The 24,973-nt window shown below is 60.6% G+C and carries 18 protein-coding genes and 2 pseudogenes; 11 read left to right on the forward strand and 9 right to left on the reverse strand.

Features of this window, described 5'->3' with window-relative positions; genetic code table 11:
• Positions 1-712: 712 nt before the first annotated feature.
• Genes GGQ90_RS10580 through GGQ90_RS10590 form a run of 3 tightly spaced genes read left to right on the forward strand, consistent with a single transcriptional unit; the run spans position 713 to position 5,682 of the window.
• Positions 713-1,045, forward strand: a complete 333-nt coding sequence (locus GGQ90_RS10580) for a hypothetical protein (RefSeq protein WP_188082133.1) — start codon at positions 713-715, stop codon at positions 1,043-1,045.
• The gene (locus tag GGQ90_RS10585; protein ID WP_223178209.1) at positions 1,038-5,390 is read left to right on the forward strand and encodes an RHS repeat-associated core domain-containing protein; all 4,353 of its coding nucleotides are present in this window, start codon (positions 1,038-1,040) and stop codon (positions 5,388-5,390) included. The genes GGQ90_RS10580 and GGQ90_RS10585 overlap by 8 nt, the downstream gene beginning before the upstream one ends.
• Positions 5,391-5,400: 10 nt before the next feature.
• The gene (locus tag GGQ90_RS10590) at positions 5,401-5,682 is read left to right on the forward strand and encodes a hypothetical protein (protein WP_188082135.1); all 282 of its coding nucleotides are present in this window, start codon (positions 5,401-5,403) and stop codon (positions 5,680-5,682) included.
• A gap of 138 nt (positions 5,683-5,820) precedes the next feature.
• On the opposite strand, the pseudogene GGQ90_RS10595 reads toward GGQ90_RS10590, so the two are convergent.
• Positions 5,821-6,471, reverse strand: a pseudogene (locus tag GGQ90_RS10595) (IS701 family transposase); the annotation flags it as partial.
• Between the two features lie 383 nt (positions 6,472-6,854).
• On the opposite strand from GGQ90_RS10595, the gene GGQ90_RS10600 reads away from it, so the two are divergent.
• Positions 6,855-7,766 (forward strand): dienelactone hydrolase family protein, encoded by a 912-nt coding sequence (locus tag GGQ90_RS10600; protein WP_188082136.1) that lies wholly within the window; start codon positions 6,855-6,857, stop codon positions 7,764-7,766.
• Positions 7,767-7,792: 26 nt separating this feature from the next.
• On the opposite strand, the gene GGQ90_RS10605 is transcribed toward GGQ90_RS10600, so the two are convergent.
• Both GGQ90_RS10605 and GGQ90_RS10610 read right to left on the reverse strand, forming a co-directional pair.
• Positions 7,793-8,326 carry a peroxiredoxin gene (locus GGQ90_RS10605; protein WP_004209859.1) on the reverse strand — a complete coding sequence of 178 codons (534 nt, stop codon included), beginning with the start codon at positions 8,324-8,326 and terminating at the stop codon, positions 7,793-7,795.
• A gap of 21 nt (positions 8,327-8,347) precedes the next feature.
• On the reverse strand, positions 8,348-8,740 hold the full coding sequence (locus GGQ90_RS10610) for a VOC family protein (protein WP_188082137.1): 393 nt from the start codon (positions 8,738-8,740) through the stop codon (positions 8,348-8,350).
• Positions 8,741-8,841: 101 nt separating this feature from the next.
• Between GGQ90_RS10610 and GGQ90_RS10615 the strand changes: the two genes are divergently transcribed.
• The 5 genes and pseudogenes from GGQ90_RS10615 to GGQ90_RS10640 all read left to right on the forward strand — a co-directional run bounded on the left by GGQ90_RS10615 (position 8,842) and on the right by GGQ90_RS10640 (position 12,530).
• Positions 8,842-9,348 carry a hypothetical protein gene (locus GGQ90_RS10615; protein WP_188082138.1) on the forward strand — a complete coding sequence of 169 codons (507 nt, stop codon included), beginning with the start codon at positions 8,842-8,844 and terminating at the stop codon, positions 9,346-9,348.
• A gap of 40 nt (positions 9,349-9,388) precedes the next feature.
• Entirely contained in the window at positions 9,389-10,462 is a 1,074-nt protein-coding gene (recF, locus tag GGQ90_RS10620) for a DNA replication/repair protein RecF (protein ID WP_188082139.1), read from the forward strand.
• Positions 10,463-10,569: 107 nt separating this feature from the next.
• Entirely contained in the window at positions 10,570-11,103 is a 534-nt protein-coding gene (locus GGQ90_RS10625; protein ID WP_188082140.1) for a CHAP domain-containing protein, read from the forward strand.
• Between the two features lie 34 nt (positions 11,104-11,137).
• A pseudogene (locus GGQ90_RS29290) lies at positions 11,138-11,625 on the forward strand (IS5 family transposase); the annotation flags it as partial.
• Between the two features lie 251 nt (positions 11,626-11,876).
• The gene (locus GGQ90_RS10640; RefSeq protein WP_188082143.1) at positions 11,877-12,530 is read left to right on the forward strand and encodes a Crp/Fnr family transcriptional regulator; all 654 of its coding nucleotides are present in this window, start codon (positions 11,877-11,879) and stop codon (positions 12,528-12,530) included.
• Positions 12,531-12,540: 10 nt separating this feature from the next.
• On the opposite strand, the gene GGQ90_RS10645 is transcribed toward GGQ90_RS10640, so the two are convergent.
• From GGQ90_RS10645 to GGQ90_RS10660, 4 genes are all read right to left on the reverse strand, one after another.
• Positions 12,541-13,992, reverse strand: coding sequence for a TRAFs-binding domain-containing protein (locus GGQ90_RS10645; RefSeq protein ID WP_188082144.1), 1,452 nt, complete (start codon positions 13,990-13,992; stop codon positions 12,541-12,543).
• A 24-nt stretch (positions 13,993-14,016) separates the two neighbouring features.
• Positions 14,017-14,499: a nucleotide synthetase gene (locus tag GGQ90_RS10650; protein ID WP_188082145.1), complete on the reverse strand. Its 483-nt coding sequence runs from the start codon at positions 14,497-14,499 to the stop codon at positions 14,017-14,019.
• 1 nt (position 14,500) lies between these two features.
• A complete protein-coding gene (locus GGQ90_RS10655; RefSeq protein WP_188082146.1) occupies positions 14,501-16,096 on the reverse strand; it encodes a toll/interleukin-1 receptor domain-containing protein in 1,596 nt (531 codons plus the stop codon).
• Positions 16,097-16,289: 193 nt separating this feature from the next.
• The gene (locus GGQ90_RS10660) at positions 16,290-17,333 is read right to left on the reverse strand and encodes a LacI family DNA-binding transcriptional regulator (protein WP_188082147.1); all 1,044 of its coding nucleotides are present in this window, start codon (positions 17,331-17,333) and stop codon (positions 16,290-16,292) included.
• 192 nt (positions 17,334-17,525) lie between these two features.
• Between GGQ90_RS10660 and GGQ90_RS10665 the strand changes: the two genes are divergently transcribed.
• Together GGQ90_RS10665 and GGQ90_RS10670 are read left to right on the forward strand one after the other, a co-directional pair.
• Positions 17,526-20,624, forward strand: a complete 3,099-nt coding sequence (locus GGQ90_RS10665) for a TonB-dependent receptor domain-containing protein (protein ID WP_223178210.1) — start codon at positions 17,526-17,528, stop codon at positions 20,622-20,624.
• Positions 20,625-20,689: 65 nt separating this feature from the next.
• The gene (locus GGQ90_RS10670; protein WP_188082334.1) at positions 20,690-22,279 is read left to right on the forward strand and encodes a rhamnogalacturonidase; all 1,590 of its coding nucleotides are present in this window, start codon (positions 20,690-20,692) and stop codon (positions 22,277-22,279) included.
• Here GGQ90_RS10670 and GGQ90_RS10675 read toward each other — a convergent pair.
• Both GGQ90_RS10675 and GGQ90_RS10680 read right to left on the reverse strand, forming a co-directional pair.
• The gene (locus tag GGQ90_RS10675) at positions 22,276-23,397 is read right to left on the reverse strand and encodes an endo-1,4-beta-xylanase (protein WP_188082148.1); all 1,122 of its coding nucleotides are present in this window, start codon (positions 23,395-23,397) and stop codon (positions 22,276-22,278) included. The genes GGQ90_RS10670 and GGQ90_RS10675 overlap by 4 nt on opposite strands.
• Positions 23,394-24,962, reverse strand: a complete 1,569-nt coding sequence (locus GGQ90_RS10680; protein WP_188082149.1) for an MGH1-like glycoside hydrolase domain-containing protein — start codon at positions 24,960-24,962, stop codon at positions 23,394-23,396. The genes GGQ90_RS10675 and GGQ90_RS10680 overlap by 4 nt, the downstream gene beginning before the upstream one ends.
• Positions 24,963-24,973: the final 11 nt, after the last annotated feature.

Below are 24,973 nucleotides of genomic sequence, written 5' to 3' on the forward strand. Positions count from 1 at the left end.
CCCATGGTGCCACACTCCAAAGTCGCGGCCCCATTGATTCAGATTTTCACCGCCTTGGGAATCCTCCGTGAGTCAGACAATGCGCAGGTTGGTATGACCCAGACCCTCACTGCGCTCGCCAACGGCCATCCCGCCAATCGCGTTCATGAACTCATGCCCTGGATCGCCGTGGGCTGAGGCCACCGCTTACGGATGATGAAGAGCATCTTCTCTTGCGTCGGTGCAGTGGCATCGCATGTGCCCGTGCCGGTCGCCTGAATCGTCCTGCCGGTTCCACAGGCGCTCAAAACACCCGCCGGCATTGCCTTTGCCCGCCCCGCGATCGGGCCAATGATTACCCACGCATCGTCCATCGCGCAGGCCGGCTTTGCTGTGCGGACTCCCGTAGCGTGAATGCGTAGGGGCTGGGTGTTATCGAGGCCAAACCAATTGATTGGGCCAGTCTGATCGCTCGCTGATGCGGGTGAGCTCAACGCCACAGCGCAGAGAGAAGCGAGCCATTTGATATAGATTCATGATCACAGCGCTATCGAAAAATATGTTGTCCAATGTCGAAGGAGTTATGCGGAAGTGAATTTTTAATTCAAATGATAATTCAGGTTGCATGTGCATTTACAAGATGTTCTTCTACAAGTCTAAAAATGTTATAACGCTGAATCGCTAGGTTTATTTTGCATATTTTATGCAATTCTCAAAATTAGGGGTGGCTGGCATGGCGAATGACGAGCGTTGTAAAGCGATCGGATCTTGGACTGGGTCCGCGACAATGGGCGTTCGCGGTGTTCTAGTGCTGGCGGCGGCGACGCTTCCTCTTGGCCTTGGCTTGAGCGCTGCTCATGCGGCCAGCACCACAACCTACGCCTACGACGCGCTGGGACGGCTGGTGCAGGCCAGCACCATTGGGACGGTCAATAGCGGCGTTCAGATGAATGTGGCTTACGATGCGACGGACAATCGGATGACCTATCAGGTCACGGGCTCCGTTGATAAGGTGGTGGTCGTCCCACTTAATGGATTGTCGGTAATTCCGATCAAAGATGATTAAATGTAATTTCGGCAAATATTTTAGCGTGAACAGGGTGGCTGTGGTGAGAAGAATATTCTTCCTAATTGTTCTTTTTGCTATTGCGCTGGTTGAACTGCAGGGGCTGGCGCATGCTCAAGGATATGCTCCTCCACCTTCGGCGCCAATTCGAGAAGCCATCGATCAGAATGGTGTGGACCTTTCACGCGGCACTCTCGTTTCGCGCAGGCATAGCGTTTCTATTGGCGGATCGGGAGCCGGTGGCATTGCCTTCGCTCGCACAGTAACGGCGAATGGTTATTTTCGTGATAATATCGGAGGCAGTATCGTTGTCGACGGCAATTATATGGTTGTCAGTTTAGGAGAAAGCACGGAAACTTTTTCTTCTGAGTATCCAAATTATGTTTCCGTCCAAAAGACGGGATCTACCCTAGTAGCTTCCGGAAATAATTATATTCTAACTAATAAAGATGGAATACAAGTAATATATGAATTGGTAGCGTTACACGGTATGTATGGTTATGGATACTCGATAAAATCTGTCAAATATCCGAACGGAGAGATTTGGACATATAATTATCGGACCGATTCGGTATGTATATCGCCAACGGGCTCTTGTAGTTACACGCTTATAACTCGGCCACAATCGATCATAAGCAATAATGGCTATATGCTGAAGCTCGAATTTTCTTCTAACACTACGCCTTCGAATGTGACGGTTACCGAATCATGGTTCAAGCTTGTCAAAGTTACAGCATCAAACGCCGCAGTGGATTATTGCGATCCATATTCTGATAGCTGCTCGTACTCGAAAACATGGCCTTTCCTTATGATTGGGTACGCCGGCAGTCGAGTATCGTCAGTGACTGACTCACTCGGATATGTGACGGCCTACTCATATGCCGATGGACGACTGACGGGGATCAAGCGCCCCGGAGCGAGCATTAACAATATCACCATCGGCTACAATGGAAGCGGTTATGTGAATTCAGTCACCAACGAGGGGGTGACGACCAACTACACCTATTCCGATGCCTCCGGCATCCGGACAACGACGCTGATCGATGCCTCCCCCGGCAATAGGGTGATCAAGATCGATATAGCCAATATGCAGGTGACATCGGACACGGACGAGTTGGGCAAGGAAACCAAATACGAATATGATCCGATTACTCGTCTTCTAAAAAAGGTTACTGCGCCCGAGGGCAATATTTCCGAGTTCGATTATGATCCACGCGGTAACCTCACCAGGACGACGCTGACGCCCAAGCCGGGCAGCAGCCTTTCAGCTATCGTCACAGAGGCAACCTATCCTGCAGGGCAAGTTGATGAAGAGTGGCACTGTGCCGTCGGTGTCGGCGCGGCCCGTTGCAACAAGCCACTTTCCACAAAAGATGCCAACCAGAAAATCACGCAATATGAATATGATAATGTTCATGGGGGCGTAACTAAGGTTACGCGCCCGCCACCAAGCGGCTCTGTCAATTGCCCTGCGGCAGGCGTGATCTGCCCGGAGACCCGCTACACTTACACTTCAACTTATTATGGCAAATATAAGGATAGCGGTGGAGCGCTGGTTAACTTCGCTACACCGGTAACACGTCTGACGAAGGTTTCTTCCTGCCAGACCATGGTAAGTTGCAACAATACGGCCGACGAAAGTAGGTCAGTTATGTCCTATGGGACGAACAACGTGCTGCTCACATCGGCAGCACAGGGATCCGGGGATGGCGCACTAACAGCGACAACAGCCTACACGTATGACGATTTCGGTAATCAGGTCACAGTCGATGGCCCCCTTTCCGGCATTGCGGATACGACTCGGATCCGTTACGATCCGCTGCGTCGAGTAATAGGAGCAGTTGGGCCGGACCCTGATGGAGGGGGCGGGCTTAAGTATCGCGCGAAGCGGTTCACCTACAACGCTGACAGTCAAATTACGATCACTGAAGTGGGCACGGTCAATAGTCAGTCTGATGCAGATTGGCTGAGTTTCGCGAGCTATCGACAACTGACCTCGATCTTCGATGCGGCCACGGCGCGCAAGATCAAGGATGTGTTGACCGCCTCGACCCCTCCGACGCCGCCGGACACCTATCAGGTGATTCAATATAGCTATGACAGTCTTGGCCGCCTGGAGTGCGAGGCGTTGCGGATGAACAGTGCAACCTGGGCATCGCTGCCATCTTCCGACTGCACACTGGCTACAACAGGTAGCCAAGGGCCGGATCGAATTTCCCGGACCACATATGATGCCCTGGGCCGCATCCATGTCCAGCAGAGCGCTTATGGCGTTACGGTAGCCAACGGCTTCCCTACAACTTTCCAGAGAGACGACGTGACAGGCACCTATACTGACAACGGTCAGTTGGCGACTGTCACGGATGCAAAGGGAAATAGAACAACGTACGAATACGACGGCATCGACCGTCTTTCGAAGACGCGCTACCCCTCTCTGACCATAGCCGGCACCAGTTCGAATACCGATTATGTTCAGCCCACCTACGACGCCAACGGCAATGTAGTCGCGTTGCGTCTGCGCGATGGTCAGTCTATCGGCTTTAGCTATGACAATCTCAATCGGATCACATTGAAGAACCTGCCCGGCAGTGAGCCGGATGTGACTTATGGATATGACCTTCTCGGCCGTCAGATATCGGCCAGCCAAACCGGCAATGCACTTTCGTTCACTTACGACGCGCTTGATCGCAATCTGACGCAAGCGGGGCCGCTGGGGACAATCACTTCCACGTGGGACATCGCCGGGCGCCGAGCACGGCTGGACTTGCCGGGCAGCTATTACACAACCTACGATTATCTTGTAACGGGCGAGATGACGGCGGTGCGCGAAAATGGCGCGGGGTCGGGGCCTGGTGTGCTGGCAACGTTCAGCTACGATAATCTCGGCAATCGGATAGGGTTGGCTCGGGGGAATGGCGCCAGCACCAGTTACACGCCCGATGCGATTTCGCGGCTGACCTCGCTTGCACAAAATCTTGCTTCCACGGCATCCGATCAGACATTGGGCTTTGTATACAGCGCTGGAAGCCAGATTGTGTCCCGCTCCTCGTCAAACGATGCCTATGCAATGCGGCAGCAGTATAACACCAATCGCTCATATACGGTGAACGGTCTCAATCAGTATCTGACCGCAGGAGTAACTACTCCTACCTATGACGGTCGAGGGAATCTGACGGGACTAGATGGGGCGAGCTACACATACAGTTCGGAGAATCTTCTGAAAAGTGCGACGCGGGTGGGGATAGTCACAGCGCTAACCTACGATCCCATGGCCAGGCTCTATCAGGTGAGTGGTGCGGCGACGAGGCGGCTCCTTTACGATGGCATGAACCTTGTTGCTGAATATGATGGATCGGGCAATGTGCTCCGCCGCTATGTGCATGGTCCGAACAATGATGAGGCGCTAGTCTGGTACGAGGGTTCAGGCACGAGTACCCGGTATTGGCTCCATGCCGATGAACGTGGTAGCGTCATTGCCGTCAGCAATAGTAGCGGGGCTGCCGATAGCATCAATGCTTACGATCCTTGGGGCGGCCCGCAATCGAGTAATGGCGGACGATTCCAGTTCACAGGGCAGGCTTGGGTACCCGAGCTCGGCCTATATTATTATAAAGCCCGGTTTTATAATTCCCGATTGGGACGTTTTATGCAGGCCGATCCCATCGGTTATCAAGCGGGCATGAATCTCTACGCCTATGTTCGGAATGATCCAATCAACTCGATAGACCCTTTGGGGCTGGATGATGCACTAATTGTCGTAACCGGGTCAAAAGCTTGCTCTATTCCAGGCTGTGAAATGGCCATTGATCTTCGAGAACTAGAAAGATTATTAGAAGAGTTTTCTCGCCAAGGAGAGCAACTGGAATTCAAGCTAGTTGTGACGGCGCCGCAGAACCCGTGCGAGGGCGGGAAAGGATATTGGAATGGCGTTGCAAGTAGGCTGGAAATATTTGCAGATGTGACGGGGGCAGGTGCTTTCACCGCCGCTGGCATTGGTCTGGCACTGGCTCCAACGGGCGCAGGCTTTGCCATTGCTGAGACGGCTGCTCTCGGACTAGGTGGTGCTTCCACTTTAGCGAGTTTCGGCGCTTCGGTAGCCAGTTTCCTAGCTGGCAATAATAGCCGGGCGACTGTCAACTTTGTGGGTGCTGTTGGCGGATGGGGTATCGGTAAAGCGGTGGAACGTGGTGTCGGCAGTGCGTTGGCAAGCGGCAGAATATTCGGCGATTTGAGTGCCAGCCAGACCCGCCAAGCGGGATATGTGGGAAGTGTTTCTGGTGCATTTGGAGGCAAAGCTGCGGGGACCGCCGCCGAGGGTATTTGCGTAGCCAATACTACTAATTGAAGGCAAAACTATGATCTTGGAAACCGTAGCAGTCATTTGCCTTGTGATCATTTTTGATCTTGCCGCTTTCTGGAAGGTTGGGAACTGGCGACGTCAGTTTGCAGGTAAAGATATTGATTTCACGTATCTAGGAACGATATTTCCTAGAATAATTTTAACAATTGCCTCGGGATTTTGTATCGTCATCGCAAAATACAACCCTGATTTTGATGTGGTATTATTTATTTTGGCACTTGTTCTTTTTGGAACATCGCATGGTGTTCTATATGTGAAGGCGTATCGGTCTCGTTAAGATAAATCGACATGCAGTATCTGTTGGTTTCACACGGCCCTGCTGATCTAGCACTACTTTGGCAGAATTTTATTGAGACGTTTGGTAAGACTACATCCACAATGAGGACAATAGTCTGGTGGTGAGCGAGACAGGCGCTCAATGATGGCCTGGCGCACTGCTGGCAATGTAGGTTGGGGAGGTGGACCGAGGACTCTTTTTTTTCCGCCCCGCCTGAGCGAGCCTTCGGGATTGCAGGAAGGCGTATGCCATCATCGACATCAAAGCATGGCGGTGAAGTCCGGTCCAGGAACGTCCTTCGAAGTGATCCAACCCCAGTTCTTCCTTGAGTTGCTGATGCGCTTGTTCACAGATCCAGCGCGCCTTGATCGCGCCGGCGAGAGCTTTGATTGGGATGTCGCCCGGTAGATTGGAGAGATAGTATTTTCGCTCGCCATTCGAGCGATGCTCACCCACCAGCCAGGCTTCCTCGCCCGGCATGTGCTGGGCCCCGGCAGAGCCGATCCGCTGAGGCGCACCATCGGCAATGCGCACGCGCATGGCCGCAAAACGGGCTGTCAGCTGTCCCTTGGTCCCCTTGCGCCAACTGACCTGCCGCCATTTCGCGCCTTCGAGCATCGCGTGCGCGGCCATGGATTTGACGTCTGGCACATGCCGCACCCGAGGGCGACCGCGCCCTGCGACCGGGAAGATCAGCTGCACGTCGGCCGGATAGACCTTCTGGTGCCTGGGGATGCCGACAGCCCAGCAAAGGCCGCGTGTACTCAGCGCCTGCCGAAACGTAGCCGACTGAACCGCACCGGGTTTGCCGGAGGCCATAGATCAGACAGTGCCTTTCAAGCCCATACAATCCCGATGGACAGTTGGCACATGTGATGGTATAACTAAGCCGTCGAGAGTAAGTTTCGACGTTAAATCAATACCTTGCCGCGATTGCTGAGTGCCCGTAGGGGTCACCACCTTGAAATGTGGTATGTATCGGCAATCGCCGATTTATCCTCGATAGCTGGGATAAATACTCCAATCAGTAATGGTCTCGTGTCCGATGCAGTCTCTTTCGACATGCGATGGATTGTGTCCGACCTGTCCGTGCAGTTCCTTCTCCTGATGCAGTTGCTTGCGCGACCGTGGCCTTGGGCTAGTCTGCGCGCGTCCATAGCAGGAGAGCGCCGATGACCACCGATCGCGATGATGTGCCGTCCCCCGTCGAGCGGCTGGCGGAGGATCGCAACTGGATCGCCTCGACCGGGCTCAGTCGGCGTCATATCCTGGCCGGCGGTGCCTTTGCCGCCGGTTTCGCCGCCGCCTGTCAGCCGGTCGCGGCCAGCACCATCCAGACCCCGGCCGACGGGTTGGTGGAGGAAGCCGTGTCGATCCCGACCAGCGACGGTTTCGCCATGCCCGGCTTCGTTGCCCGGCCGGCGGGCAAGAAGAAGGCGCCGGTGATCGTTGTCGTGCATGAGATTTTCGGCGTCCATGAATGGGTGCGCGACATGTGCCGGCGCTTCGCAAAGGCCGGCTATCATGCCGTCGCGCCGGACCTGTTCGCCCGCCATGGCGACGCGACCAAGGTCAGCGACTTCAAGCAGTTGGTAGCCGAGATCGTCAGCAATGCGCCCGACAAGCAGGTATTGTCCGACATCGATGCCACCTATGCCTTTGCCGGCGCCCATGGCGGCGACGCGACGCGGCGCGGCATCACCGGCTTCTGCTGGGGTGGCCGGGTGGTCTGGCTCTATGCCGCGCACAGCGCCGCGCTCGACGCTGGCGTCGCCTTCTACGGTCGGCTCGTGACCCAGAAGAACGACCTCCAGACCCTGTCGGCGATCGAGGAGGTGGCCAAACTCAAGGCGCCGGTGCTCGGCCAATATGGCGAACTCGACAAGGGCATCCCCCAGGCCGATGTCGAGGCGATGCGCGCCGCGCTCAAGGCGGCGGGCAAGTCGCCGCCCGATGCCATCACCGTTCATGCCGGCGCCGACCATGGCTTCATGGCCGATTATCGGCCGAGCTATAATGCGGCGGCGGCAAAGGCCGCCTGGAGCGAAACGATCGACTGGTTCGGCAAATTTGTGAAGGGGTGATCGCATCACCCCTTCGCTCGCCGGGTTTATTTCTGCTTCATCGCCTCGACCGCGGCGAGCGTGCTCTTCACATGGCCGGCATAGCTCATCTCGCTATGGACGAAGGCGATGCGGCCGCTGGGCGCGATCACATAGGAGGTGCGGTCGGTCATGCCCGGCCGCATCTTGAGCGCGACATCATAGCCCGACACGATGTTCGGCCCGGCCGAGGCGACCGCGAACTTGCCGGCGCATTCCTTGGTGGAGAAGGCGACCAGATCATCGACCGGATCGGCCGACATGCCGATCACGGTGGCGCCCGCCGCCTTGAACTTGTCGATATTCTCGGCGAACTCACGTGCCTCGGCCGAACAGCCCGGCGTGAAGGCCTTGGGGAAGAAATAGAGGACCACCGGCCCGCGCTTCAACTGGTGCGACAAAGTGACGGTGAAGGTCTTGCCGGCCAGCGCGCCGCGGGTGGTGAATTCCGGCGCCTTGGCGCCGACCGCCAGGGCCGCCATGCTGCCCTGCGTGCCCAGGGCTGCGGCCGCCAGGGCCAGGATGATCTTCGCGCTCTTCATAATCTAGCTCCCATGGGTCGGTCAGGCGGCGGGGGCGGGCGGTTCCCACAATTCGATGGCATTGCCCTCGGGATCATGGATCCGGGCAAAGCGCCCGACATCGGGATGATCCCATTCGGGCTTGGTGATGGCCTCAACGTCCGCCGCGCGCAAGTCCGCCAGCAGCCCGTCGAGATCGGACACGCGCAGATTGATCATGAAGCTCTTGTCGGCGGCGAAATAGTCGCTGTCCTGCTTGAACGGCGAAAAGACCATCGGGCCGCCCAGCGTCTGCCAGACATATTCGTTGACCGCCGGAATATTGGGATCGGCGCTGCATCCGCCGCCGACGCCCAGATGGGTGCGATACCAGGCCGACAGCGCCTGCGGATCACGTGCGCGAAAGAAAAGTCCGCCCATTCCCAGGACCGGCATGGCATCCCTCCTCGATTGTCGCGGCGGTGATAGCATGGCCGCGATGGCCGGTCACGCGGGTGATAGGGGGAACTCGATGCGGCCTGCCGGGTTGGCATCGCATGCGTAACCATTTCCTCCTCGCCCTTCCGCTGCTGCTGCTCGCCGGGTGCGGCAGCAAGGAACAGAATCAGTCCGCCATGGTCACCAACATATTGGACCAGGCGCTGCCCAGCACGCGCGACGCGCCACCCGGCGCCAATGCCATCACCCCGGTCGAGCCCGCACCCGACCTGCCCGTGGCCAAGGGGGAGGCGCTCCACGCCAATGCGATCCCGATCGCGCTGCAGGGGCGCTGGACCGGCACCAATGAGCGCTGTGGCGACCGGGCGGCGGCCCAGGCGCTGGAACTGACGGCGGCCAGCCTGATCTTCCACGAAAGCGTCGGCACGGTGCAGCGTGTCACGCGCGAGGGGGAGGGGCGGCTGGCGGTCGTCGCCAATTTCACGGGTGAGGGGGAAAGCTGGACCCGGACCCTGATGCTGCGTCCCTCGGCCGATGGGCAACAGCTTACCATCACCAATGACGGCACGGCGATCGTGCGCAAGCGCTGCACTCCGGCCGTCTGAACCGCTTCCCCCGGCGCGCCGTCCTCGCTACAGCGGCGCGATGATCGGCCGCCTCACCCTGAGTGATTTCCGCAACCATGCGGACGCGCTGATCGTGCCCGACCAGCCGTTCGTCCTGCTGACCGGCGACAATGGCGCGGGCAAGACCAACATATTGGAAGCCGTATCGATGCTGGCGCCTGGCCGAGGGCTGCGCGGCGCGGCGCTGCGGGCGATGGCGCGGCAAGATGGTGGCGGCAGCTTCGGCATTGCGGCGGAGGTGGATGGCGTGGTGCTGGGCACCGGCGTCAGCGCGGATGCGCCCGACCGGCGGCAGGTGCGGATCGGCGGTGTCGCCTCGTCCGCCAATGCGCTGGCCGATCATCTCGCGATCGTCTGGCTGACCCCGGCGATGGACCGCTTGTTCCTCGACAGCCCCGGCGGTCGTCGTCGCTTCCTTGATCGCCTCACCCTGGCGCTCCATCCCGGCCATGCCGCGCACAGCGCCCGCTATGAAGCGGCAATGCGGGCGCGCAACCGGCTGCTGACTGATCTGCGCCGAGCAGACCCGACCTGGATCGGCGCGCTGGAGGCGCAGATGGACGAGCATGGCACGGCGCTCGCCGCCGCCCGCGCCGATCTGGTCGCGCGCCTCAACGCGCAACTGATCGACCAGTCAGACGAGCCTTTCGCCCGGCCCCTCATCCGAATCGCGCGGGAGGATGGCGCCAGTGACGAGCCGCTCGGCCAGCGGCTGGCCCGCGCGCGGCGACGCGATGCTGCGGCCGGCCGCACCCTGTCGGGGCCGCATCGTCATGATCTGGATGTTGTCCACATCGCCAAGAATCAGGCGGCGGCGCTCTGTTCGACCGGTGAGCAGAAGGCGCTGCTGCTCTCGATCCTGCTGGCGCATGCGGCTCTGGTGTCGGCCGATCGCGGCCAGCCGCCAGTGCTTCTGCTCGACGAAGTGGCGGCGCATCTCGACCCGTCGCGACGAGCTGCGCTGTTCGACCGATTGCGCGAAACCGGCGGCCAGGTCTGGATGACCGGCACGGAAGATAGTCTTTTCAACGAGTTGAATGGTGCAACCCGGCTCCATGTAACGGCCGGGCATGTTTTTCGTTCCGCAGCATGACGCATCGCAGCAACGACTCATCGCTCGGCGGTTTTCAAGACGAACGGGGTCTGCCCTAAGGAGGTCATCGGGGATTATACCTACCTACAAGTCGGGGGTCGCAAGGAATGATCGGTGGTTTTCGCGCGCTGTTCGCAGCCGCCATGCTTGCGCTCGGTGCCTTCTCCGCCGTTCCTGCCACCGCCGGTGTCCTGCAATGCGCCCCCTTCGCCCGTGAAGTTTCGGGCATCGAGATTTTCGGCAATGCCAACACCTGGTGGAACCAGGCTGCCGGTCGCTACGACCGTGGCCATGAACCCCGCGTCGGCGCCGTCCTGTCCTTCGCGTCCAGCCGTTCGATGCCGGTCGGCCATGTCGCCATGGTCAGCAAGATCGTCAATGATCGCGAAGTGCTGCTGACCCACGCCAACTGGTCCTATCGTGGCGGTGTCGAGCGCAATGTCCGCGCCATCGACGTGTCGGCCAACAATGACTGGACCGACGTGCGCGTATGGTATGGCCCGATCGGTGATGTCGGCCTGCGCTCCAACCCGGCCAACGGCTTCATCTATGCCGACAAGCCCAGCCTCGACCAGCCGGTCCAGATCGCCCTGGCCGACCGCGCCACCGCCGGCAGCGACAGCGCTCGGGGTGCTTTCTAAGCCATTAACCTCTTCCTTACGGATGAGGCTCTAGGTGTTTGATCCCACCTGCATGCGCGTCCACCAGAATGGTGCGACGGGCAAAAAGGGGGGGGCTGCGATCGTGGCATGGGACGTCCCCGAGGTGCCTCACCAGTAAACTCCACGCTCTTGTCGATGCTGAAGGACGCCCTGTCAGCCTGAGGCTGACCGGCGGGCAGGTTCATGATGCCTGTGAAGTCGAGGCCCTGATTGAGACCATTCCCAAGGGCGCAACCCTGCTGGGCGATAGAGGGATATGACAGCAACGCCATCCGCGAAGCTGCTGCGGCAAGGGACGTCTGGGCGAACATTCCCAATCGATCCAACCGCAAGCAGCGCTTCGCTTTCTCGCCATGGCTCTACAAACAACGAAATCTCGTCGAACGATTCTTCAATCGCGTCAAACAGTTCCGAGGTATCGCGACACGCTACGATAAAGACCCAGCCAACTTCCTCGCCGCCATCAAGCTCATCTGTGTTCGCATCTGGTGCAATAAGTAATGAGCCTACGCGCCAGCCAAAGCGGTTGGATTTTACGAAAAAGGCCCGAAGCCATATGAAGCTCCGGGCCAAGAAAAGGTTGCCCCAACGGGGCCTCCTTCGGGTCGCGCTGATTCCCTAGGGAATTTTCATCGGCATGGCCGTGACGCAGATCACATATTTTCCGAGAATCATCCTGCCCTCCTGTTCATCCGGAACGCATAGGCTATGCCGGTAACGGAACGATCCATCGTCACCGAGGAGCGGAGGATTTGCAGGTCGAGGAACAGGTCGAGGTGCTGGCGGCGGTTTTCCGATGCGATCGGAAGGCGGCGGACCTGCTGCGCCGCGTGCTGGTCCCGCAGCAGGTTGGTGCGAAGCAGATATTGGCCCGGCAAGGCGAGGCATCGCACCATTGCTGGCTGATCGTCGACGGTTGCGTGGCGGTGCAGACCTTTGGCATCGACGGCCAGCGCCAGCAATTGGCGCGCCACGGACCAGGGGAGTTTTTTGGCGCCTATCCCGCGCCGACGACACACCGGGCGGAGATCGAGGTGCTGGTCGAGAGTCGCCTGTTGCGCGCGGAGGCGCAATCGCTGGCCGCGTTGGTGGCGGGCGATGCGCAGATCGGTGCGGGCATGGCGTGGCTGCTGGCGCGCCAGCTCGACCGGGCACTGGATCGAATGGCGACCCGCTCCACCTATAGTGCGGCCGGGCGGGTCTATAGCGAATTGCTCGCATTGGCGGATGGCCGCGACCATATCGTGCCCGCGCCGCAGGTCACCACCCTGGCGCTGAGCGCGAACACGACCCGCGAGACCGCGTCGCGCGCGATCGCCGTACTGATCCGGCGCGGCATCGTCAGTCGGGAAGATGGTCAGATGCAGATCCACGCGCCACGCATGCTGGCGGACATGGTGGTTTAGGTGCGCGCCGTTAGCCTGATGGTGGATAATAATGGCCGACCGGGCAATCGCCCTGGCGGGTCATCACTTCGCCGGCAATCTCGAACCGATAGCCGGGGCCTTGCAGCGCCATGGCGGCAGCCTGTGGCCAGGGCATGCAGATGCTGCCGGCCGGTGCGGCCGGCGCCAGGAGCAGCGCCAGGCATTCCTCGCCATCAAGCGGATCGTTCGGCATGACCGTTTGATATTCCAGTGCCAGCCCATGGTCCGGCCAGTCCCTCAGGATCAGGCTGGCCTGGAGCATGGCAGTCGCCACATCGTCGAAAGCCTGGAAATGCAGGCCATTGGCGCTTTCCCACATGGTTGGCGCGAGGCGTGTTGTCGATGCCAGGACAGCCTTGTTGGCGGCTATGGGCAGCGCATCGCCAGGGGGAGGGATCGATTGTTCGAGGATGATACTGTGTACGGGCAGTGTGCGTGATTGCCACAGCCGATAGGCAAAGGCAGGCAGATCTGAGGCGCGGCCGACATGCAGGGCAATGGCTTGGGTGGCGAAGGCTTCGGCCCGGCGCAGTGCCAGTCCCATGGCGATCTCGCTGCCCTTGTCGATCGCCGCGTTGGACAGGGTGGGGATGGCGTCGGGCGCTTCCAGACTGTCAGCCATTTCGATCAGGCGGTCGAATCGGGTGAACCAACGGTCGCCGAACTGCCCGACCGAGGTCTGGCGAAAGACGTCGAGGGTTGTCGGCAGGACGATATGTAACTGGATACCACGGGCGAGGGCGCATTCGGCGATCAGGATATCGGCGCCCGCCGCCAACGCTCCGAAGGCGGCGCCCGGCGCAATCTGGTCGAGCGCGGTTTCGATCTTCTCGCGCGCTTCCCGCTCATTTTCCGGTAGGCCGATGATGCCGCTGAAATAGAGGCTGGGCGGCGGACGCAGGGGGTCCAGAATTGCCGTCGAGCGCCCTTGCCAGGTCAATATCTCGTGAAATTGCCGCAATGTCGCGGCATGATCTTCCCAGGCGTTCGGCGCGGCCGTCATCGCCTGCATCAAGGCGGTCTGGCTTGCAGCCTCGTTACCCAGCAGCAAATGGGCTTCGGCGGCTGTCGCCGCCAGCCAGTAGCGCGTTTCCTGCACATGATCACCGCTGTCGAGCAGCGCCAATACCTGGCGTGCGAGCTCGGCCGCGTCAGCCGGTTGGTCGTTCAGGAGGGCGAGGGTAGCGGCATTGATCAGCGGATAGGTCGCACGGCAGCCGCTAGCGGCCTGGAGATAGGCCTGTTGCGCCTCGTCCAGCAGCGCGCTTCGTTCCGCGCTTTCGCTGCGCAGGGCTTGATCCTTGAGCAGCCGGCCCTTGAGAGTCAGCGCATCGGCATCGCGTGACTGCAGCAGGCCGGCCGCGCCGAACATTGTCCAGGCGCGAACGGTGTCGCCACTGCGTGCGACCCTGCGGATCTGCGCAAGGATCGGAAGGATCATGTTGCCACCACCCCGTTGCTGCGCTCAGTCTTCCTTGGGCGGCGGATTCTTGATGTCGGGGTCGATCGACAGCGGGATCCATTTGGGTTCCGTGGCACTGGGATCTTGCAGCAGGTCGATATTGATGTTGAAGCCGTGCCGCGTGCCATATTTGCCGCCCTGGTTGTAGCGTGCCTGGAACCGGACGGTCTTGTAGCGGTCCTGATTGGCGTGATAATCATCATAGATCAAGCCGCCGTAAAAGGAAGACAGTGGCTCTTCGGTCGTGATGGCGTCGTAATTTTTCGAGAAGAACAACTGATCGCCGATCAGGTTGATTTCCACGATCGAATTCTCGGTGATGGCGATATAGTCATGATCGGTCACGCCGGGCTGTTCGTAACGCAGCGAGACCCAGCCCTCCTCACCCTTCAGCGTAACATTGAACTGCAGCGGCGCGACGCCATCCTCCAGTTCGATCTCGGTCAATGGCGCCAGGCCATATTGGGTATAATTCAGCGTCGACATTTTATTTGCTTCCCTTCGTCAATGGTTTGGCCAGCTTGTTCTGCCAGACCCGCCAGTCCTTGTTTGCCGGATCGCGCATCACCAGGTCAGCGACGTCGGCACGGGCCTCGGATCGCAGCGCCCTGGCGCGATCCGTTTCGCCCAGATCATAGAGCAGGTTCGACATGGAATAGCGCGCCAGCATCCCGTCCTGCAGATAGCCGGCATTTTTGGGATCGCGTTGCAGCAACGACCGCAGGATCGCGTCCTGCTTCTCGCGCTGCGCCAGTGCCGCACGGTCGGCTCCCTGCAGGCGCAGCGCGTCCGCCATCCAGGCATGGCGATTGGCAAGGTCCGCGGCGATCGCCGGATCGTCGGGGGCCAGACGCTGGACCCGCATCATGGTGTCGAGCGCGCCCTTGCAGCTTTGGAGCGTGTTGTCAGGGCTCTTCTTTGCAAGAGCGATGGTGCAGATATTGCCCTGCGCATAGGCCAGTTCACGCCAGTAAGCGCCGTTCGCCGGGCGCAACTGCACCAGCCTTTCGGCAAGCGTCCGATAAGATTGGAAACGCGTAAGGGCGGCATCATTCCGGTCGCGTATAAAATCGACATAGCCGAGCCAGAATTCGCTCTGGGCATGGGCGAACAGGCGTTGAGGATCGTTCGGCGCGGCGGCCAGCAGAGTAGCAGTGACGCGATAGGCCTCGCGGAACTGGGCGATGGCTTCGGACGTGTCACCGCGCTTGAAATCATCCTCGCCCATGGCCTGCAGGATGCGAGCGCGCCGCTCAAGCGAGTCGCTCGGCAATGTTTCCAGGTCGGGTTGGTCGGCATAATAAGCGAGCGCACGCTTGTTCGCCGTCTGCAGCACGTCGAGCCGGCCAACGCCCTCCAGCTTTTCGCGCAGATCGGTCAGCATGAATTCGATCAGTCCCTCTGCCTGCTGGCGTTGGCTTTCTGCCTCGCTCCTTGCCCGCGCGACAAAGACCAGCATCGCCGCCATCAATAGGACAAGAAAAAGCGCAACAAATGTGACGGCTATCACACGGCGCAACTGACGCTGGGCGTCGCGCTGGATGATCTGGTCGAGCGGTACGCCGGTCAGGCCGGCGACGATCTTAAACCGCGCCAGTTTTGGTCCGTCGCTGTCGGCGCGAAAATCGGCGGCGATCGGTTCATGCTCGATGCCATCGGCGTCGCGCGCGATCAGTGCGGCGGGAAAGCTGTCGGCCGGATCGCCCGCGACCAACGCGGCGATGATCGGCCGGTCGGGATGGAGTTCGCGGAACAGCGCGATTTCCGCATTGACCCAGCGCGAGGCCTTTGCCGCCGGCGAGCATAGCACCAGCAAGGCTTCCGACTGGGACAGGGCCAGGCGCACTTGTTCGTCGAGACTGGAGGCGGCCGGCAATTCGGCCCGATCGCGAAAGATCGGGGTCAGCCGGCGCGGGACCGCGGTCCGGCCGGCCTGTGTGCCGACCAGGCGTTTGGGCATCCGATAGGTTTCCAGCCAATGATGCAGTTTCCCTGCCGCGCGCTCGTCGGCATGGCTGTAGCTTAGAAAAGCACGATATTGGCGCGCGCCTACCGTGGCGGGCGCCTCCTTGACCTTGTTCATGCGTGACCCGCACTCACTTCATTGTCCCCACCTGCTACTGTCGGCGTCGGTTCGGCACGCGATATATGGTCGCGATTTTACCGAGCCTGGGCTGTGCCCTCGATGGGTGTGCCAGAAAAACATGATTCATCAAAGGGAAGGGGAGGGTTAACGCTGTCTATGCCTTGATCCTGCAAGCCTTGATGCGAGAAGCTCAGGAGGATTCGGAAGTTGGCGCTTCGGTCGACTGGGCAATGATCAAACGCAACGGCGGCGGCGTCGCGTTGGGGAGTGACTTGCCTTCGACAAGATCGATCAGTTGATGGGTTGCGATCTCGGCCATCTCGCCAAATGGTCGCGCCACGGTGGTCAGGGCTGGGGTCAGCAATTCGGCAACCAGACTGCCGTCAAATCCGACGACAGAAAGCGGCCGTGGCACGGAAATGCGGCGTTCTGATGCAACCTTCAGCACGCCCGCTGCCATGATGTCGTTGGCGGCGAAAATGGCAGTGGGCAGCGGCGAAAGGGACAGAAGCTGTTCGGCGGCTGCGACGCCAGAGGCCAGGCTGTAATCACCCTCGATTTCGTGCAGCAAGGCAACCTCGTTCCGGTCGAGCGCTTCGATGAAGCCACGACGTCGTTCGATGGCGGATATCATGGTTTGAGGACCAGTGACCATCGCGATCCGCTGGTGACCGAGTGCAACCAGATAATCCGCAACCGCGCCGGCTGCATCGCCTTCGCGAGACAATATGACGCTGCCATAACCAGCGATTGGCACGGCTGACAGCGCCACGGTGGCAACCTGTTCGGCTTGCAAGGCTTGGGGCAAGCCGATGATGCCGGACACGGGCGGCAGCACGATCAGGCCATCGATGCGAGACCTGCGCACAAAGGCAAGTACGTCCTCTATCGCGCCTTCTTCTTCCAGCGGCGTGGAATGGCAAATGACCTCATAGCCGCGCCGTGTCGCTTCTCGTCCGACGCCACGCTGCACAGTGTCGAGGACCAGGGCGTTGCGATCATTATGCACGATGCCGATCAGGAAGGAGCGGCCCTTTGCCAATGCCCGCGCGCGCAGGCTGGGCCTGAAATTCAGGGCGGAAATGGCCTGTTCGATGCGCGCGCGCGTATCGTCGCTGACGCGTGGCGAATTGTTGAGAACGCGCGAAACCGTCCGAATCGAAACGCCGGCGCGATCCGCAACGTCCGAAATGGTCGGCTCATGTCCGTTGTTGAACGACGCATTGCTATTCATGGTCGGACGCTATGCTGCCTGACCGCTTCTGTCACGCGCTACCATCATGCCGATCTATTTGACTTGACGGGTGAGATTGAGAGGCATAATCCACGGCCATGAATGATAGCGCTAACTAAGGCGCATCAAGCAATTTGCGACGGAGCAGTTCAAGGCTCCAATTGGCCATTGCAAGAAGAAGGGGAGGATCGAATGAAGCAGATGCAATCGTTGCGCGTGCGTTTCCTGACGGGAGCCGCGCTTATTTTTTGCCCGACTGTGCCAGCGCTGGCACAGTCAACAGGTCCCGCTGCAACGTCGGCCGTCGCGGCTGCCGAACAGGCGCAGAACGGCTCGGATAGCGCAACTGCGGACATCGTCGTCACCGGTTCGCGTATCGCGCGCAATGGCTTCGACGCCTCGACCCCGGTCAGCGTGGTGGGCTCCGAAGACATCAAGCTCTCGGGCAATGTGAACGTCGAAAAGACGCTGGCGCAGTTGCCGCAGGTGGTCGGTTCGCAATTGGGTAGCGCGACGTCAAATACCGTTCCCGGCGGCTTCGCCGACGTCAACCTGCGTGGCTTTGGATCGACCCGCAATCTGGTGCTGGTCAATGGTCGGCGCTATGCCATTTACGGTCCCGAGCAGGTCACAGATCTCAATACGATCCCGTCGAGCCTGATTGCGCGGACGGAAATCGTGACGGGTGGTTCGTCGGCCGTCTACGGCTCCGATGCCATCACCGGCGTCATCAACTTCATCATGCGCGACGATTTCGAAGGCGTGGAAGCGCGTGCTCAACTCAACATGGATCGCCCCACGGGTACGCCCGTCTATACCGTCGACCTGACGCTGGGCGGCAATTTCGCCGATGGTCGTGGCAATCTGGTGGTGTCGGGCAATTATCTCAAGCGCGGGTCGATTACGCGTGGGCAGCGGGGCAGCTTTGCCTATGACTCGCTCAACGACGGATGCATCGTGTCGGGGAGTGGCGGCCATGACCGAGCGGGCACGCCCTTCACGCCTGCCTCCGGGCTGGGCTGCGTCGCGGGTGGCGGTGAACTGGGCTTCGTCGCCGGTGGCAGCGGCGACATTCCCAATGGACGCTTTTCCGGTATTCCCGCAGCGGGTGGCACCAATGCGGCGCTGAATGCGGCCTATGCCAATGCCGGCCTTTCCGCGATGACCTCGCGTGGCTTCACCTTCAATGATGAAGGCACGGTTGCCCGACCACAGATCACGCCGCAGGATGATTTTAATCTTGGCCCCGACAATTATCTGATCCAGCCGCAGAAGCGCTGGATGATCAACAGCTTCGGCCATTATGATTTCACCGATGACATCACCGGCTATATGGAGCTTCACTATAGCAATAATGTGGTGAATGCTCGGCTGGCACCGACCAATGTCGGGTCGCCGACGCTGTTCAACATCAATAATCCCTATCTGACGCCGCAACTGCAGGAAGTGTTGCGCCAGCTTGATCTGGCCGAAACCGGAACGACCACCGTTACCAGCGGCACCGCGACGCGCACGACGACGGCGGGAGACGGTCTTGCTGTTCTGACCGCCGGTCGGCGTTATCGCGAAGTAGGGCCGCGATTGGCCAGCGAACGGCGCAACGTGTTCCGTGGCGCCTGGGGCTTGAAGGGCAATCTGGGTAGCGTGTCGGACAATGTCCTGACCGATCTCAAGTTCGACGCTTATTATACCTATGCTCGTAGTGAAGACACGTTGCTGCTGCAGAATGCGATTTCGCGTAGCCGGCTGCAGGCGGCTCTGTTGTCGGTCAATGGCGCCGCTCCAGTCTGCAACATTTTTGGCGAGAATATCTCAGAGGCGTGCGCCAGCGCGATCCGCATCAATGCCACCAATTCCACTATCGCCACTCAGCAGGTTGCACAGGCCAGCGTGACCGGCACCCTGTTCCAACTCCCTGCCGGCCCGGTGGGTTTCTCCAGCGGCTATGAGTGGCGCAAGACCAACGCAACCTTCACGCCTGATTCCTTCCTGGCCTCGGGCGATGTCGCCGGCTTCAATCCCGGCTTGCCGACCAAGGGCGGCGTTTCGGTCAACGAGATTTTCGGCGAATTGCGCGTGCCGTTGATCCATGACACGCCGTTCATGGAGAGCCTGGTTGCCAATGGTGGCTTCCGCTATTCCGACTATAGCCTGTCCGGCATTGGCGGCCAGTGGACCTATCTGGGTGGGCTCGACTGGCGGGTGAACCGCGATTTCGCCTTCCGCGGACAGTATCAGCGGGCGATCCGCGCACCCAATGTGAACGAGCTTTATGGTGGCGTGACCCGTGTCGTCGGTGTTGCGACGGATCCCTGTTCTTCGCGCGCGTCGGCGGCGCAGCGGACCGATGCCGTCCGCGCGGTTTGCATCGCGACCGGGGTTCCGGCTGGTGCGGTCTTCACCGACGCGGTCCAGCCCAACAACATCATGCCGGCAGACTTTGGCGGCAACGTCAATCTGGGTGCGGAAAAGTCCGACACGTTCACCGTCGGCGCCGTGTTCACGCCCAGCTTCGCGCCCAAACTCTATTTCAGCGTCGATTATTTCAACATCTCGCTGGACGGTGCGATCTCGTCGCTGGGCGGTGGTCTGCAGAACACGCTCAACCTCTGCTATACCGTCATTCAGGACGCCAATAGCGAGTTCTGCCGGGCGATCGTGCGCAATCCCAATACGGGTGAGATCAACGATCCCTATGTGGCGCAGATTCGCAATGCCAATACCGGCAAGCTCAAGACGTCGGGCATCGACTTCGCGATGCGCTATTCCTTCGACGTCGGTTTCGGCTTCCCGGGGCTGGGCAGCAACAGTTCGTTCGATATCAGCAGCAACCTGACCTATCTGGACGAGTTCACGTCGACGCCGGTCGCGGCGCTGCCTAACATCAAGAATGAATGTGCCGGAGCCTATGGCCCGACCTGCGGCCAGCCGCTGCCGCGCTGGCGGGCGACGTCGCGCATCACCTGGAATGTCGAGGATCTGAGCCTTAGCCTGCGGCATCGCTATATCGGCAAGGTCACGACCGACCGCTATGTCGTGCCGCATCGTCAGGGGGCGGCGAACGCGCCCAGCCTCGACAGCTTTGCCTATCCGGTACTGAACGATCAGAATTATTTCGACCTGTCGTTCAACTACAAGCTGCGCGAGGGGATGGAGATTTTCGGCGGCGCGAACAACATGTTCAACAACAAGCCGCCGGTTACTACTCAGGGGCCGAACGCCAACACCTTCTCGGCGACCTATGACGTGTTGGGGACCGAGTTCTTCATCGGCGCATCGCTGAAATTCTGAGACTGAGACAGGAAGGCGGGGGTGGCAAGGTCGCTCCCGCCTTCATCATGACAAGGGGACAGATGATGGGTTTTGACCGGCGAAGCTTCCTGCAAGGCGGCGCATGGGCAGGCATGGCCGGGATCGCGCAACCGGCTTTTGCGGCCTCCGGTGCGAGCTTGCGATCGGCTGCCGGTATTTTTGGCGGGATCGTCGATGTGCGTCAGTTCGGCGCCAAGGGCAATGGCACGGCGATCGACAGCGGCGCGATCAACAAGGCGATCGATCATGTCGCCGGGCTGGGCGGCGGAACCGTCTATTTTCCCGCCGGTTCCTATGCCAGCTACACGATCCGGATGAAGAGCCGGGTCACGCTGTTCCTGGCGGATGGCGCCGTCCTGCTGGCGGCCGCCCCGACCGACACGCAAGGCTATGACCATGCCGAACCGATCGGGGAGTGGGGTGCTTATCAGGATTTCGGACATAGCCATTGGCGCAACAGCCTGATCTGGGGCGAGGGGCTGAACGACATCGCCATCCTTGGTCCGGGGCTGATCTGGGGCAAGGGCTTGGGCCGGGGCGACGGCAAGGATAATTGGCTGAAGGATCCGACCGGTCCTGGCACCGGCAACAAGGCGATCGCGCTCAAAAATTGTCGCAACGTCCTGCTGCGCGATATCAAGATATTGGAGGGAGGCTGGTTCGCGCTGCTCGCCACCGGAGTCGATAATCTCACCATCGACAATGTGCTGGTGGACACCAACCGCGACGGCTTCGACATTGACTGCTGCCGCAATGTGCGGATCAGCAATTGCACCGTCAATTCGCCCTGGGACGACGGCATTTGCCCCAAGAGCAGCTATGCGCTGGGCTATCCCCGCATTACCGAAAATCTCACCATTTCCGACTGTTTCGTCACCGGAAATTATGAAGTCGGGTCGGTGCTGGATGGTCGCTGGCGCAAGATGCCGCCATCCTTCGCGCCCAAGATCCACGGACGCATCAAGTTCGGTACCGAATCCAATGGTGGCTTCCGCAACATCACCATCAGCAACTGCATCTTCGAGGATAGCCGGGGGCTGGCGTTCGAGACGGTCGATGGCGCGGTGGTCGAGGATGTGACGGTCAGCAACATCACCATGCGGGGCATCATCGACGCGCCGCTCTTCCTGCGGCTGGGCAAGCGGATGCGCGGGCCTGCGGGCGTGCCGATCGGCACGATGAAGCGCATCCTGATCCAGAATGTGGTGAGTTCGGGCGCCAATATGCTGCCATCGGTGATTGCGGGGCTGATTGATCACCCGATCGAGGATGTCTCGATTGCCGACTGCCATTTTCAGCATGTCGGTGGTGCGCCGGCGGCGATGGCCAAGGTGCGCCCGCCCGAGGCCGAACTGGCCTATCCCGAAGCGACGATGTTCGGCGATCTGCCCGCCACCGGCTTCTTCGTCCGCCACGCGCGCAATATCCGCTTCAGCAATGTCGAGGTGGCCGTGGCCGCGCCCGATCCGCGCGCGGCCTTCCGGCTGGAGGATGTGCAGGATGCCGATTTCATCGGCCTGCGCGCGCCACGTGGCACGACCTGGTCGCTTGACCGGGTCACCGGCTTCCGCAGCAGTGGTGCGCGTTGGATCGCGGACCGCCGGAGCGACGGCCCACTGTCCGGCGACTTTTAGCTTCTGCGGTCCGGTGCGGCGGCGAAGGCCGCCGCGATCGCATCGCGGAAGGGCTTGGGGCGGAAGTCGGCATCGAAGGGGCAGGGCCGCTTGGCCATGCCGTCGGGCCGCAGCCGCATGCCGCTGAGCCAGCTATAGCGGTCGGACAGGCCCCAGCACATCACCGTCTTCGTCTGGGGATAGGATAGCATCAGGTCGAGATAGGCCTTGGCATGGGCGGCGACCTGCGCGTCGCGCGGACCGATGGCGCCGGGCAGCGGATTGTCATGCACGTCCATTTCCGTGACCAGCAGGTCAAGGCCCATGCCGGTGACCTGATCCAGGAAGCGGCGGAAGGCGGGTTCATCCAACGATCCCAGCCCCGTCGGCGTGTCGCTGAACTTGCTGCCGAGATGGCTCTGTATGCCGAGGGCATCGACGGGCGTGCCACGCTTGCGCATCTGTTCCAGCAGGCGCAGCACCGCATCCCGGTGCAGCCCCTCATCGGCGCGCCAGCCCATATAGTCATTATAGACCAATTGGGCCTTGGGTGCTGCCGCGCGTGCGGTGCGAAAGGCGATGTCGATGGTTTCGAACGCGCCGATATGCCGGGACAAAGCGGTGTCGCGCAGCGCGCCGGTTTCGGAATCGATCGCTTCGTTGACGACATCGAAACTGTCGATCCGGTCGGCATAGCGGCCGGCGACCGTGGCGACATGATCGGTCAGCAGTCGCTCCGCCTCCGCCCTCGGATTGGTTCCATAATCATGCTCCGTCACCCATTGCGGCATCCATCGCTCGCTGTGCCACAACAAGGTGTGACCGCGCACGCTGAGGTCGTTGGCACCCGCCCAATCGACGATCCGGTCGGCGGCGCGAAAGTCGAAGTGCTGCGCATCGGGGCGCGTGATCGACCATTTCATTTCATTTTCCGGCACGACCAGCGCGCATTGCGCGGCATTGAGCGCGCGATAGCCGGGGTCGGCGAAATTATCCTTGCCGACCGTGCTGCCGAAGCGGATGCCCTTGGCGGCGCCCAGCGTAGCGAGGGAGTTTGCCGATCGTGCCCAGGCAGGAAACGGCAGGGCCAGGGCCGCGGCGCCCGCGATCAGGCTGCGGCGGTCGATCACCCGGTTCACAGCGTCACCCGTTCATTGGCGTGCAGGGTCAGTTGGCGGGCGGGCTGTCCAGCCAGGCGCAGGCGGATCGTCTGAGCCTGCGGTTCGATACCGATCAGATGGCGTGGCTTGCCTTGCTTGTTGGTGACGAGGCGCGCTGCCCCGCCCTCGATCCGGCCGATGGGTGTCCCCGAAAGACCGAGGTCTGCACCGTTCGCGCGATAGGCCATGACGGCGCTGCGGCCCGCATCGGTCGCCATCGACAAATGGGTGGCCTGCGCCGCCTCATGGCCTGGGCGGACATTCCAGTGCAGGTCGTCGGCTTCCTCGCAGACGCCGACAAGCCGCCAGCTATAATCGACCATCACCAGCGCGGCGGGGGAATAGCCGGCGGCCTCGGCATGAGTGAAGGCGCCGGTGCGCGGGTCCATCTGCTGGCGGAAGGTCATGTCGCGGATCAGTGCTGCGCACCAGGGATTCATCATCTGGCTGAACTCGGCGGCGCGGCCATAATGGTCGAACCAGCGGCCGGCGCGCAATGCCGTTAGCGCCTGGGTGGCGCCGCCCCAGCTATTGGCGGGGATCGATCCGACAAAGGCAGGATCGTCCATCGCCACCGACGTTAGCGGATAGGGCGCCCAGAAGGCGGCCGGATTATGCAGTTGCCGGGTCCAGAGCGTGTCGAACAGCGCCTGATCGGGCACATGTTCGCCACAGACGCGCGAGAGAATGTCGGAGCGCACGCGCACGAAATCGCCCTTCGCGTCCAGATCGTAGAAGGCCGCATCTTCCGGCACATAGAGTTTGGAGAGGATCAGTCCGCGAATATGCTCGGCCTGCGCGGTCCAGCGATCGGCCTCGCTGGTCTTGCCAAGAGCCGTTGCCATTTCGGCCAAGGCCCTGCGGCCACCATAGACTGTTGCGGACAGGTCCGGGCACAGGCGGGGCAGGGTGGCGATGGGGTGATGGGTGCGGGCGTCCTTGTTCGGACACTGGTTGGGCATGCCGGCCCAGCGCGGGCTGTTGTCATGGCCGGTATCATAGGTGCAAAATCCTTCGACCAGTCCGGTGCTGCGCGTGTTGCGATAGCGCATCAGCCAGCCGTCCCAGGCGGAACAGGCGCGATAGGCGACCTCCAGCAGCGCGCTGTCTTCGGTTGCCCGCGCCAGTTCCCAGGCGGTGGCGGCGATCGGCACGACCATCTGGATCTGGCCAAAGCCGGTTTCGATGATCTTGTTGTTGGCGGGCAACTGGCCGTCCGCCCGCTGCAATTCGAAGAACGTCATATGGCTGTTACGGGCCACGTCCGGTCGGAATTTGCGATAGACCAGCGCCTCGTGGGGGCCGCATTCCTGCCAGATGCCCTGATAGACGGCGCCTTCGATCAGTACCGGCTTGCTGACATAGGGCATGATCTGGACATTGGCGGCCAATACCGCCAGCGCCTTGTCATAGGCCGCCTGCCAAAGATGGTTGGCGGTGTTGAAGCGCGGCGCTTCAGCGGCCGGTTCGGCATAGGCCATCCGACTTGCGCCAGCGCTGGCAAGGCCGCCCGCGGCGGTGAGCAGGAAAGAACGTCGATCCATTTATATCCCCT

It is taken from the genome of Sphingobium scionense, from assembly GCF_014197035.1.
Lineage (GTDB): Bacteria > Pseudomonadota > Alphaproteobacteria > Sphingomonadales > Sphingomonadaceae > Sphingobium > Sphingobium scionense.

Coding starts and splice junctions, on each gene's coding strand:
- GGQ90_RS10660 (WP_188082147.1), bottom strand. CDS start 17,333: ATGAATAGCAATGCGTCGTTCAACAACGGACATGAGCCGACCATTTCG.
- GGQ90_RS10600 (WP_188082136.1), top strand. CDS start 6,855: ATGACCACCGATCGCGATGATGTGCCGTCCCCCGTCGAGCGGCTGGCG.
- GGQ90_RS10650 (WP_188082145.1), bottom strand. CDS start 14,499: ATGTCGACGCTGAATTATACCCAATATGGCCTGGCGCCATTGACCGAG.
- GGQ90_RS10580 (WP_188082133.1), top strand. CDS start 713: ATGGCGAATGACGAGCGTTGTAAAGCGATCGGATCTTGGACTGGGTCC.
- GGQ90_RS10605 (WP_004209859.1), bottom strand. CDS start 8,326: ATGAAGAGCGCGAAGATCATCCTGGCCCTGGCGGCCGCAGCCCTGGGC.
- GGQ90_RS10670 (WP_188082334.1), top strand. CDS start 20,690: ATGGGTTTTGACCGGCGAAGCTTCCTGCAAGGCGGCGCATGGGCAGGC.
- GGQ90_RS10655 (WP_188082146.1), bottom strand. CDS start 16,096: ATGAACAAGGTCAAGGAGGCGCCCGCCACGGTAGGCGCGCGCCAATAT.
- GGQ90_RS10585 (WP_223178209.1), top strand. CDS start 1,038: ATGATTAAATGTAATTTCGGCAAATATTTTAGCGTGAACAGGGTGGCT.
- GGQ90_RS10680 (WP_188082149.1), bottom strand. CDS start 24,962: ATGGATCGACGTTCTTTCCTGCTCACCGCCGCGGGCGGCCTTGCCAGC.
- GGQ90_RS10665 (WP_223178210.1), top strand. CDS start 17,526: ATGAAGCAGATGCAATCGTTGCGCGTGCGTTTCCTGACGGGAGCCGCG.
- GGQ90_RS10610 (WP_188082137.1), bottom strand. CDS start 8,740: ATGCCGGTCCTGGGAATGGGCGGACTTTTCTTTCGCGCACGTGATCCG.
- recF (WP_188082139.1), top strand. CDS start 9,389: ATGATCGGCCGCCTCACCCTGAGTGATTTCCGCAACCATGCGGACGCG.
- GGQ90_RS10645 (WP_188082144.1), bottom strand. CDS start 13,992: ATGATCCTTCCGATCCTTGCGCAGATCCGCAGGGTCGCACGCAGTGGC.
- GGQ90_RS10625 (WP_188082140.1), top strand. CDS start 10,570: ATGATCGGTGGTTTTCGCGCGCTGTTCGCAGCCGCCATGCTTGCGCTC.
- GGQ90_RS10590 (WP_188082135.1), top strand. CDS start 5,401: ATGATCTTGGAAACCGTAGCAGTCATTTGCCTTGTGATCATTTTTGAT.
- GGQ90_RS10615 (WP_188082138.1), top strand. CDS start 8,842: ATGCGTAACCATTTCCTCCTCGCCCTTCCGCTGCTGCTGCTCGCCGGG.